5 protein-coding genes and 1 pseudogene are annotated in these 12,597 nt (G+C 64.6%); 5 read left to right on the top strand and 1 reads right to left on the bottom strand.

The window, feature by feature from the left end:
- Positions 1–19 precede the first annotated feature (19 nt).
- Positions 20–1,168, top strand: a complete 1,149-nt coding sequence (locus tag EAG14_RS19560) for an ABC transporter substrate-binding protein (protein ID WP_099742874.1) — start codon at positions 20–22, stop codon at positions 1,166–1,168.
- A 145-nt stretch (positions 1,169–1,313) separates the two neighbouring features.
- Positions 1,314–7,628: pseudogene (locus EAG14_RS23470) on the top strand (beta strand repeat-containing protein); the annotation flags it as partial.
- A 573-nt stretch (positions 7,629–8,201) separates the two neighbouring features.
- Here EAG14_RS23470 and argE read toward each other — a convergent pair.
- On the bottom strand, positions 8,202–9,359 hold the full coding sequence (argE, locus tag EAG14_RS23465) for an acetylornithine deacetylase (protein ID WP_240457077.1): 1,158 nt from the start codon (positions 9,357–9,359) through the stop codon (positions 8,202–8,204).
- Between the two features lie 140 nt (positions 9,360–9,499).
- Here argE and EAG14_RS19545 point away from each other — a divergent pair, with 140 nt between their 5' ends.
- The 3 genes from EAG14_RS19545 (at position 9,500) to EAG14_RS19535 (ending at position 12,462) form a co-directional block, all read left to right on the top strand.
- Positions 9,500–10,708 (top strand): M20 aminoacylase family protein, encoded by a 1,209-nt coding sequence (locus tag EAG14_RS19545; protein WP_121729875.1) that lies wholly within the window; start codon positions 9,500–9,502, stop codon positions 10,706–10,708.
- A 134-nt stretch (positions 10,709–10,842) separates the two neighbouring features.
- On the top strand, positions 10,843–11,943 hold the full coding sequence (locus EAG14_RS19540; RefSeq protein ID WP_121729874.1) for a M14 family metallopeptidase: 1,101 nt from the start codon (positions 10,843–10,845) through the stop codon (positions 11,941–11,943).
- Positions 11,944–12,207: 264 nt separating this feature from the next.
- A complete protein-coding gene (locus tag EAG14_RS19535) occupies positions 12,208–12,462 on the top strand; it encodes an acyl-CoA-binding protein (RefSeq protein WP_121729873.1) in 255 nt (84 codons plus the stop codon).
- Positions 12,463–12,597 lie beyond the last annotated feature (135 nt).

Here is a 12,597-nt window from a genome sequence, read left to right as displayed (position 1 = left end):
AACCAACAATGAGCCTGCCATGAATCCATCCGTTTTAAGTCGCAGACAATTTTCCGTGGGTGTCGGTGCTGCTGCCCTGGGCGGTTTTGGGCTGGCCCGTGCGCAGAGCGAGGGGCGCATCGTGTTGGGGCAATCTGCCGCATTCTCCGGCCCCGCGGCCCAATTGGGCATCCAGTTCAACCAGGGCGCCAAGCTGTTTTTTGACCAGCTTAACGCCGCTGGTGGCATCGGCAAGCGCACGGTGGAAATCCGCACCCTGGACGATGGGTATGAGCCCGACCGCTGCGCCGAAAACACCCGCAAGTTGATCGCCGACGAGGTGTTTGCCCTGTTTGGCTACGTGGGCACGCCCACCAGCATGGCGGCGCTGCCCCTGTTCACCCAGGCCAAGGTGCCGTTCTTTGCGCCGTTCACGGGGGCCGAATCGCTGCGCCAGCCGTTCAACCGCCTTGTGTTCCATGTGCGCGCCTCGTACTACGACGAAACCGCGCTCATCGTGCGCCAGCTGGTCAACCTGGGGCTCAAGAAAATTGCTGTCTTTCACCAAAACGATGCCTATGGCAAAGCTGGGCTGGACGGCGTGAACAAGGCGCTGGGCGAGCAGAAGCTGGCCCTGGTGGCCGCTGCCACGGTGGAGCGCAATTCGGTCGATGTCGCCGCTGCCGTGGAAAAACTGGTGGCTGCCAAGCCCGATGCCGTGGTTCAGATCGCAGCCTACGGTGCCAGCGCTGCCTTTGTGCGTGCAGCGCGCAAGGCCGGTTTTGGCGGCACGTTCTATAACGTGTCGTTTGTGGGCACACAGGCCCTGGCCGACGAGCTGGGCAAAGACGGTGCCGGGGTCGTGGTGTCGCAGGTCGTTCCCTCGCCCTACCAGCCCTCGCGCCAGATAACGCGCGAGTTTCTGGAGGCCATCAAAAAAGGCGGCGACAAGGTGCAGGCCAACTATTCCAGCATGGAGGGCTTTGTGGCAGCGCGCATCTTCACCGAGGGGCTGCGCCAGGCCCAGGGCAGCGGCAAGATCACCCGCGACAGCCTGATTTCCGGCCTGGAGGGCATCGGCACCCAGGTCATCTCGGGCTACCCGGTGTCGTTTGGCCCCAACGACCACTCTGCGTCGCATTTTGTGGAGATGTCTATGCTCACCGGGGATGGCAGGGTTCGCACTTAAATCATTTTTCTATTTAAATTGGTAATTTTTGCCCAAAGATATTTTCATTTATTGAGGAAAATAATAAAATTGATGATCTGGGATCATCTTCTTGTTCCTGGGAGTGGCCGGTGGGGCCGAATTTCCGAGGCGAAGGAACAAGATCATGGTGCAGTGGTTCAAGCGTGCGCAGCTGTGGGTTGCGGCAGGGCTGACGGTGTTGGCGGGGGCGGTGGTTGCCGATCCGTACCCTCCCACCCTTGCCAATGGCGCCGCGCATTTTCCTGCGGTTGCCTGGCCCAGCGAGCCCGCCAACCCGCTGCAATGTGGGCCCCAATGCGGAGACTGGCAGCCATACACGCGGTTCCAGTCTGGGGTGGCTGACCCCCGGACCCAAGACCCTTCCAACGGCGGGACGGCCCCTCAGAACTACGTCAACATCTCATCGTCCTGCGTGGACAAGAACTACCCCAGCGTCTATTACGCGCTGCGGCAGGGCGCGGCGCCAGACGGTAGCCAGGACGTCATCATGTTCCGCTGGCGTGTGGAGCAAATTGCCAATACGTATGCCACCGGCCCAAGCGCTGGGGCCTATGGCGCGTCAGACCCCTGGAGCTCTGCGCTGTGGAGCGTGTTGTTTGATGTAGACGGCGATGGATACCTGGACCTGGCCGCCCATCTGGACGGATCGTCGGGCGCCCCGGCCGCGGCCATTGACAGGATTGCGGGCATCTGGAGCAAACGCCCTACGCAGTCGCTGGACTACCTGGGCGACCCCACCAACGTCAAGCTGCTGGCCCACAACCCGACGGCATTTGTGGACACGGCTTCGGGCAAGCTGTTGAACTTTGGTGTGCGCAACGCACAAAACGAGCCGCAGGCCAGCTGGCCCAATGGCAGCGCCGAAACCGCCTGGGATTACGGCACCACCCGGGCCAAGCGTGTAAGCACCAGCCCTTGCAACGAGTATTTCATCGACTACCAGATCCCTGTGCAGATGCTGGATGCCAGCAGCCAGGGTGGGCCCAAGATCACACGCAGCACACCGCTGTCGATGGTGTTTTGCACGGCCAACAGCCTGAACAACCCCTTCCAGAAGGATTGCGCGATCAATGCCAGTTGGACGGGGTCGTCGGCCCGCCCCGCACCTTTTGGCGACTACATCTCGTTCAATCAGGCTGCAGCCTACGCCCAGCCCATCGTTTCAAAGGTGGTGGCCACGCCACCCAACACCTGCCCAGGCAACTACACACTCAGCGCCACAGTGCAAGACACACTGGCCGTGGTCAATGGCGCAGTGGTGCCGTCGGTGCAGTCCGTGCGCTTCTTTTATTACCACGATGCCAATGGCAACGGCATTGCCGACGACAACACCAACTGGACCTTTGCGGCCGATGCCACGCTGCGCCCCGGCACCTTGAACACCTGGACCGCGCAGTGGAGCGGTGTGGGCCTGCCCAAGGGCAGCTACCTGATTGGTGTGCAGGCACTGGACGACAACACCCAGGTCGATCTGGGGGTGACCCCTTCCGGCGTGAACAACCGCACGTTCTCGTACGTGGCGGGCGACGCGCAGAACCGCATTGAAATGGGCGGCACCACCTATGCCCCGGTGCCTTTGCACAGCCCCGTGATGCCGGCGCCAGGCGCTGGCGAAAGCTGGTGGGGCAATCCCTCAGTGACGGGCAGCCAGGTGGCGCTGGTCGGTCTGGCGCTCAACCAATGCGGGGTTGCGCCCACCATCACCAAAACCGTCAGCCAACCCAGCCTTGCCACAGGCGGCAACGCAACATTCACCGTCACGATTGCCAACGCCACAGGTTCGGCGATCACTCTCAGCCGCATCGATGACCCGCTGCCCACCGGGTTTTCGTACCAATCGACCACCACATTCACCAATGGGGGGGTGGTCGTTGCGGGCTACACCGCACCCACGGCCAGCGCCACGGGCACGGTATCGTGGATTCCCTCGGCACCCCTGACCGTGGCAAACAACGCGGTGGTGGTCGTGGGCTTTGTTGCCCAGGCCAGCACAGTGGCGGGCAACTACAACAACACTGCATCGGCAGAAACCAGCTATGGCACGCTCACCAGCAGCCCGGTCGCACTGCAGGTGGACGCAGCCCGCCTGTCGTTGACCAAGACACCCAGCCGCTACAACATCAATCCCGATGGCACCACGCAGCTCACGTACACCCTGCGTTATGCCAACGACTCCGCCGTCACGGTAACTGCAGCCGCCATCAGCGACGCGTTGCCTGTGGGTGTGACCTACGTGGGTTGCACTGGCGGTACTGCGTGCAGCAACGCCAGCGGCACGGTGGGATGGTCTCTGGGAAGCCTCGCTGGCGGTGCCTCGGGCGACGTCACGGTGACCGTCACGGTGAACACCAGCTACGCCAGCACTTCGTTGGTCAATAGCGCCACGGTGTCGGCCACGGCGCCAGACGGATCTCCCGTGTCGGCCAGCGGCTCGACCACCGTGGCCGTCAATGCCCCCGCTCCAGCCTTCACCTTGAGCAAGTCTGCCAATGCTGTGCGGGTGGCGCCTGGGGGCTCTATCACCTGGACGCTGAGCTACCGCAACTACGGCACGGGGCCCGCGTCTGGCGTGGTCGTGACCGACACGCTGCCTGCCGGGACGACGTTCTCGTCGTGCACGGGCGGCTGTACCCAGTCCGCAGGTGTGGCAACTTGGAACCTGGGCACTGTGGCGGCAGGGGCCAGTGCGTCCCTGACCATGACCACGGCCGTGAGTTCTTCGACGCCTTTCACTTTTCCCAATCCGGTGCACAACAGCGCCAAATTGGTCTGGTCGGGCAATGCGACGGGAGTGAGTGCCGCTGCCGATGTCGGCATCACGGGGGCCTCATGCAGTGCCGTGTACTACTTCCATGGCCCCACCACCAGCCGCACGGCCACGCTCACGCCGCCCGCCAGTGGCGACGCCAACATCAGCGAGCAACCGGGAACGACCACGTTGGTGTTCCCAGGCGTTGCGCCTGCCGGAGGCATCAATGCCGCAGGCAAGACGCTGACCATCAGCTTCTTCATGGCCTCCAGTACCGGCAATGCCACGTTCCAGGTCACTCTCTATAACGTGACACGCAGCCAGTCTATTGCCAGCAGCGCGGCGCAGGGGGTTTCCAACAGCAGTGGCAGCCCGGTGCTCCAGACGTTCACGGTCACCGTGCCGGCTGGCACCACGATCGCTGCGGGTGACCAGCTCGAATGGCGTTTCACGTTGGGCGGCTCAGGCCAGTTGCCCACCTTCTGGTACAACAGCCCGACCTACAACTCGCGCTCTTCCATCTGCGACGCGTCGGCCCCTGCCAACATCACGCTCTCCAAGGTGGTGGACCAGCCCAACGTCTCGTCCGTTCCTTCCAATGTGCAGTACACGCTGGTGTTCACCAACACCGGTGGCACCGATGCCAGCGCCGTGACGCTGCAAGACGCATTGCCCGCCAACGTCACGATGACGGGGGCCACACTCAACAATGCGGCCGTCAATCTGGGCAGCACTCCGTATGGCAATCCCTACACGTTCAGCGTGAACTCCACCACTGGCACCAGCGGCGTGGTCAAGGCGGGTGAGTCGGGTACGCTGGTCATCCAGGCCGCGCTGAGCGGGGCGGCCTCTGGCACCGTTACCAACAACGCCTCGGTGGCGGCGGGGGGCAGCACGGTAGCCAATGCGTCCGCATCCACTGTGGTGGGCAGCCTCACGGCAGGCGGCTCCCCTGCGCTCAGTTTGAGCAAGGCGGCGGACAAGACGTCCATCATTGCGGGTGGCGCGGTCACCTACACGCTCACACTGGTCAACACCGGCCAGGCAGCCGCCACCAGTGTTGCCGTGAGCGATATGCTGCCGGTGCGGCCGTACTTTGCCTATGGCAGTTGCACGGCATCGGTGGGTTCCTGTGCGCAGTCGGGCGGGACCGTGACCTGGACGGTGGGCACCCTTGCCGCCGGGGCCGCCGCAACGGCCACGATCACCATGAATGCCGCTACCAGTGGCGTGCCGGCGGGGTCTACCCTGTTGAACAACCTGGCCACGGCCACCGATGCCAGCTACTGCACGGGGGGCAATCCCCCCGCCAGCTGCACCAGCAACACGGTGGCTGTGTCTCTGAGCGGCAACCCCATCCTGGCCCTGACCAAGGCCGCTTCGCCAACCACCGCCGAGCCCGGCGATATGGTGACTTACACGCTGGTGGTGACCAACAGTGGATCTTCTGCTGCCAGCGCCGTGGTAGTGGAGGACCCTGTGCCTGCGAACATGGCCTTCGCACAGGTCACAGGGGCAGGCTCTGGCAGCGCCAGCTTTGATGCCTTGGGCAACCGCGTGGTCTTCCAGGTGGGCTCGCTGGCTGCGGGCGCTTCTGCCACGTTGAGCTTCCAGGCCAAGGTGCAGGCGCTGGCTGCAGGCAACACCTCCATCGTCAACACCGCCAGCGTAACGGCACAGAACGCGCCCAGTCGCACGGCCAGTGCCACGGTGTCTGCCTCTGCGCAGCCCCAGCTCACGCTCACCAAGCAGGCGCCCGCTCAGGTGGGCTACCCTGCGGCCACGCTCACGCAATCGGCCGCCAACGCCACACAGCTGCGGGTGAACGACAGCAGCCAGATCGCATTGGGCCAGTATGTCTCGGTCGGCGGATCGGTGGTGCGGGTGGTTGGGCTTTCTCCAACCACCTTGACCCTGGCATCGCCGGTGACCGCTGCAACCGGTGCCTTGGTGCAGGCCGCCATCAGTTACACGCTGACTTACCAAAACACTGGCAAAGCCACTGCTGCCAATGTGACGCTCACGGACACTCTGCCCTCGGGCATGGTGCCCGTGGCATCAGAGCCCACGGGGTCGGTGTCAGGCGCTACCGTGAGCTGGAGCCTGGGCAGTCTTGACCCCGGTGCCAGTGGCTCGGTGCAACTGGTGGCCTTGCCCCAGGCCGCTGGTAGCTATGTCAACCAGGCCAGTGTCCAGTGCGGCACCTGTGGCGCTGCCGTGCAGGCCAGCGCCACCACGTCGGTGGGTGGACTGGTGGTGACCAAGCGCACCACCACGCCCACGGTGGCCGCGGGCAGTCTGGCCGAATACGTGATTGAGGTGCGCAACACCGCAGCCACCGCCATCGCATCGATGACGGTCACGGATGTGCTGTCTTCCGGGTTCCAGTACGAATCCACTGCCGCGGTGCTCAACAATGGCAGTCCCGTTGCGCCGTCTGCAGCTCCGGTCGTGGGCGACTCCAGCCTGTCCTGGGGCAGCTTCACTGTGCAACCCGGGCAGACCTTGTCGGTGCGCTTTGCTGCCCGGGTGTCGGCCAATGCGGGCACTGCCACTTACCAAAACGATGCGGGTGCCACACCGGTGAACCGAACGGTGGCCTATGACTTTCTGGGATCGACCGCCGAAGACGTTGTGGTGCTGGGGGCAGACTCCGGCCTCATCGCCGGGGTGGTGTTTCATGACACAGACAACAGCAGCAGCTTCGATGCTGCAGTGGATTGGCCGCTGTCTGGCGTGACGGTGCGCTTGTACGACAGCACCAACACGCTGGTGTACGAAGAGGTGACCGACGCCGCTGGCCGCTACGCACGTGTCGTGCCCGTGGGCACTTGGTCGGTGCAAGCGGTGACCGGTGGCATTCCGGCCGGGTTGAGCCTGGGCGGCAGCTACGCCAATCCAGCCTCGGTCACGGTGGGTGCGGCACAGAGCGCGCAGGCCGACATGGGCTTTGTGAACCCTTCGGCGCTCCCCGATCTGGTGCTGGCCAAATCGCACACCGGCAATTTCAGCCAGGGCCAGACGGGGGCGGAGTACCGGCTGGTGGTCGCCAACCAGGGTGCTGGCGCGACCTCTGGCCAGGTGGTGGTGACAGACACACTGCCCGCAGGCCTCACGGCCACCGCCCTCAGTGGTGCGGGCTGGACTTGCACCTTGGCCACGTTGACCTGTACGCGGTCTGACGTGCTGGCTGCCGGGGCGTCGTTCCCCACCGTCACGCTCACGGTCTCTGTGGCTGGCAATGCTGCCGCTCAGGTGACGAACCAGGCGGCTGTGAGCGGCGGCGGAGAAACCAATACCGCCAACAACAGCGCCACCGACCCGACCACGATCACCACCGTGTCCCTCGTGCCGGACCTGGCAATGGCCAAGGCGCACACGGGCAACTTCACCCAGGGCCAAACCGGTGCGGTGTACACCCTCACGGTGCGCAACGTGGGCGCTGGCCCCAGCAGTGGTGTGGTGACGGTGACGGACACCTTGCCAGCAGGTCTCACGGCCACCGCTATCGCCGGTTCGGGCTGGACTTGTGTGCTGGGCAGCCTGACCTGCACCCGCAGCGATGCACTTGCTGCGGGTTCCAGCTGGCCGGTGATTCAGGTCACTGTGACGGTGGGCACCAGCGCTCCCGCTTCGGTGACCAATACCGCTGTGGTGTCGGGCGGTGGCGATGCCACGCCGGGCAACAACACCGCCAGCGATGTGACCGTGATTGGCCTGTGTGGCTGCACCATCGCTGGCCATGTGTTCAAGGACTTGAACCGCAATGGCATCGAAGACCCGGGTGAGCAGCCATTTGCGAACGTGCAGATCACCTTGCAGCAAGTGACGCAGGGCACGCCCTTGTCCCTGCAGGCGCGCAGCCGCCAACAAGCCAAAGTGGCTGCGGCGACCTGGACGGCCACCACCGATGCCAATGGCAACTTCAGTGTGCAACTGCCAGGGGTGACCACGGTGAAGCTGTTTGTGACGCCCCCCACGGGATACACCGAAACCACCGGCACCGACGGGCAGACCGTGACCGTGGGGCAGGTGCTGGCCACGGCCTTGCCGGTGGGTCTGGTGCCTGCTGCCCCTTTGGCCGCCACGGCCATTCCGGTGTTTGGCCCGTGGATGTGGGCGCTGCTGACCCTGCTGTTGGGGGGCTTGGGCTGGGGGCGCAACGGCGGTGGGAGTGAGCCCGTGCGACTGGGACGGCAGCGCAAGCATCGGTTCAAAGCCTCCCCGGGGGCTTTTCGGGACTGGCCCGCCGGGCCCTCTGGCTTAGCCGAAGTCGGACACGGCTGCCAGCCCCTGCAAAAACGCCTCGCAGCGTGCCAACTGCTCCAGGCTCACAAACTCGTCGGGCTGGTGGGCCTGCTGGATGCTGCCGGGTCCGCACACCACGGTGGGGATGCCCGCGTTTTTGAACAGCCCGGCTTCGGTGCCAAACGCCACCAGCGTGGTGCTGCGCTCACCACTGAGCTGCTGGGCCAGGCGGGTGACGGGGTCGTCCTTGCTGCCCAGAAAGCTGGGGATTTCGCAGATCGTCTCAAAGCCAAAGCCCGCATCTGGGGCCACCTTCTTCATCGCGGGCTCCAGCGACTTGGCGTAGGCCAGCACCTCGGCCTGCATCTGCGCCGCGTTGGCGGTGGGCAGGTCGCGAAATTCGTAGCGGAACTCGGCGTCGCGTGGCACCACGTTGTCGGCAATGCCGCCGTGGAATTGGCCCACGCTGGCGGTGGAAAAGGGCACGTCAAAGCCTTCGAAGCGGGGCTCGTGCTGCTCAAAACCCTCGGCCATGTCGCGCACGCGGCCCACCACGCGGGCGGCCATTTCAATGGCGTTGACGGAGCTTGGTGTCAGCGACGAGTGCGCTTCCTTGCCTCGCACGCAGCACTTGTAGCGGTACACCCCCTTGTGGGCAATGGCGGGCACCATGAGCGTGGGCTCACCCACAATGCAGGCCAAGGGCTTGATGTCTGCGTTGCGCAAGTCGGCAATCAGCTCCTTCACACCAAAGCAACCCACCTCCTCGTCGTAGCTGAACGCAAAGTGCACCGCGAACGGGGCCTGGCTGTTCAAGAAGGCTTCTGCATGCGCCAGCGCCAGGGCGATGAAGGCTTTCATGTCGGCACTGCCGCGGCCGTAGAGCTTGCCGTCCTGCACCAGCGCACTCAAGGGGTCCATGCTCCAGTTTTGCCCCGTCCAGGGCACGGTGTCGGTGTGGCCTGACAGGATGATGCCGCTGGGCTTGCCCTCGCCCAGGGTGGCAAACAGGTTGGCCTTGGTCTTGTCGGCGTTGTACGTGAGGCGGCTGGCCACGCCCAGCTTGGCGAGGGTGTCGCGCACAAAGTGGATCAGCTCCAGGTTGGAGTTCTGGCTGACGGTGTTCATGCGCACCAGGGTTTGCGCAAGTTCAAGGGCTTGGGGGGAGAGCATGGGTTCTCGCTTTGAGCAGGTTATGACGGCGGGCGGGGATGACCGAAATACCCGTCTCGCAACAGGTGGTCTGCCACAGGGGTGATGGCATGGGTGTTGCTGGCGGGCTAGACTGTGCCATCGTAAGGATACATACCATCATGAACGTTATCGACTCCATCGTGACCCAGGCTGCTGGTATTGCAGCGGTGCGCCGGGACATTCACGCCCACCCCGAGCTGTGCTTTGAAGAAGTGCGCACCGCCGATGTGGTGGCGGGCAAGCTCACCGAGTGGGGCATTCCGGTGCACCGGGGTTTGGGCAAGACGGGGGTGGTGGGTATCGTGCAAGGCCGTGATGGCGGGGCCTGCGGCCATGCCATTGGCCTGCGGGCCGACATGGACGCGCTGCCCATGCAGGAGTTCAACACCTTCGCCCATGCCAGCCGGCACGCGGGCAAGATGCATGCCTGTGGCCATGACGGCCACACCGCCATGCTGCTGGCCGCCGCCCAGCACCTGGCCCAGCACCGCGATTTTGACGGCACCGTGTACCTCATCTTCCAGCCTGCAGAAGAGGGCGGTGGCGGTGCCCGCGTGATGATCGAAGACGGCCTGTTCGAAAAATTCCCCATGCAGGCCGTGTACGGCATGCACAACTGGCCGGGCATGCCCGCAGGCACCATGGCCGCCAGCGCTGGGCCGGTGATGGCGTCCACCAGCGAGTTCAAGATCACCGTGCGCGGCAAGGGCGGCCACGCCGCTATGCCCCACATGGGGGTGGACCCGGTGCCCATCGCCTGCCAGATGGTGCAGGCCTTCCAGACCATCATCAGCCGCAACAAAAAGCCGGTGGATGCGGGCGTGATCTCGGTCACCATGATCCACACGGGCGAGGCCACCAACGTGGTGCCCGACAGCTGCGAGCTGCAGGGCACGGTGCGCACCTTCTCGTTCGAGGTGCTCGACCTCATTGAAAAGCGCATGCGCCAGGTGGCCGAACACACCTGCGCTGCACACGACGCGGTGTGCGACTTCGAATTTGTGCGCAACTACCCGCCCACCATCAACACCCCGGCCGAGGCGCTGTTTGCCCGCCAGGTCATGGCCAGCATCGTGGGCGAAGCCAACGCGCTGGACCAGGAGCCCAGCATGGGCGCGGAGGACTTTGCCTACATGCTGCAGGCCAAGCCAGGGGCCTACCTCTTCATTGCCAACGGCGATGGCAGCCACCGCGAGATGGGCCACGGCGGTGGCCCCTGCACGCTGCACAACCCCAGCTACGACTTCAATGACGACCTGATCCCCCTGGGGGCCACCTTCTGGGTGCGCTTGGCGCAGGAGTGGCTGGCCGCAGCCAAGGCGGGCTGATCTGCGGGGACTGGCGGGGCGCCCGGTGGCCGATCGGCTTGCACCACGCCCCCACTTCCCCTTTTTGCCTCTGTCATCGTCTTGGCCCACAGGGCGCGTAGCCTTCGTTTTTCACTCCGGAAAGAAACCCCTCCATGATCGGTATCTCCCAAGCGTTCTCGCCTACCTACGCGGTGGCCCGCAAGCAGTTTCTGGAAGCCGCAGCAGCGGCCGGACTGACTGTGGAGTCGCACACCCACCCCCTGGCGGGGCGTGAGGGCGAGGTGCTGGCCATGGACGTGGCGCTGGACGGCCCCGCAGATGCCAAGCAACTGCTCATCGTGAGCAGCGCCTGCCACGGCGTGGAGGGCTACTGCGGCAGCGGTGTGCAGGTGTTTGCCCTGCACGATGCCGAGTGGCGCGCCAAGGCCCGTGATGCGGGTGTGGCCGTGCTCTACATCCACGCGCTCAACCCCTACGGCTTCTCGCACATCCGCCGTGCCACGCACGAGAACGTGGACCTGAACCGCAACTTCCACACCTTCCAGGCGAGCCTGCCCGAGAACACCGCCTACCGCGAAGTCGCGCCTTTGCTGCTGCCCAATGTGTGGCCGCCCAATGCTGCCAACGTGCAGGCCGTACAGGCCTTTTTGGCAGAGCGTGGCGAGGCCGCCTGGCAGGCCGCCATCACCCGGGGGCAGCACGAGTTTGCGCAGGGCTTGTTCTATGGCGGCACCGCGCCCACCTGGAGCAACCAGACCCTGCGCCAGGTGCTGCGCGAGCATGGCAGCCGTGCGCAGCGCCTGGCCTGGATCGATCTGCACACGGGCCTGGGCCCCAGCGGCCTGGGCGAGCGCATCTACGCAGGCAAAGACGATGCCGCCGCCGTGCAGCGCGCCCGCCAGTGGTGGGATGGCGGTGGCGCCACGCCCGTCACCTCCATCTACGACGGCTCGTCCACCTCGGCCTTCCTCACGGGGCTGATGTGGACCGCCATCTACGACGAATGCCCGCAGGCCGAGTACACCGGCATTGCCATGGAGTACGGCACCGTGCCGGTCACCGAAGTCATCCAGGCCCTGCGGGCCGAGCACTGGCTCAACATCCACCCCGAAGCCCCCGCCGAGCTGGCCGCACAGATCAAGGCCCAGATGCTGGCGGCCTTCTACACCGACACCGATGCATGGAAGGGCCAGATCATCAGCCAGGCGCGGCAGTCGCTGTTCCAGGCGGTGGATGGATTGGCAAGGGTTTAAGGGGAATGGGCTGCTAGCGCTTTATTTATAAGCGCTATATGCTATAAAATTAATAGCAAGCGATGGCTGGTGATGGCTGCTGATCGCTGTGGTAACCCGATGAAAGCGCGGGGCGGTGGCCGCATGCGGGCTGCGCAGTGTCGTCTTGGCGTCGCTCGCCCTCTGGGGGTGTACGCGCTGGCTGTTGGCAGGCCGTAAGATCGCTGCGGCCTGTTTTTTACGTCTTTTTCGCGCCCCTTTTCATACCGATACGGAGACACCCGCATGTCTGACCTGAACGCCACTTTTGAAGCTGCCGTAGCCAACTCCAAGAACCTGGCCGAGCGCCCTGACAACCCTACGCTGCTCAAGATCTACGCCCTGTACAAGCAGGCCACCACCGGTGACAACGCCGAGAAGAAGCCCAGCTTCTCCGACGTGGTGGGCCGCGCCAAGTGGGAAGCGTGGGAAAAGCTCAAGGGCACCGAAGCCGATGCCGCCAAGCAGCTGTACATCGACCTGATCACCGAGCTGAGCTGAGCACTGCCTCAGCTTCTTCTTCGCGACGAGCGGCCTGTGGGCCGCTTTGTTTTGACGGGTCTTGTGTGCCTGTTCGCACGCATGCAAAAACAAGCGCGTTCACGCTGAGCCTGTCGACGCGCCGCGCAAGGCTTC

The sequence above is a fragment of the Acidovorax sp. 1608163 genome, from assembly GCF_003669015.1.
Taxonomy (GTDB): domain Bacteria; phylum Pseudomonadota; class Gammaproteobacteria; order Burkholderiales; family Burkholderiaceae_C; genus Acidovorax.
The sequence above is the reverse complement of the archived record's forward strand: the minus strand, read 5'-3'. Positions and strand labels throughout refer to the sequence as shown.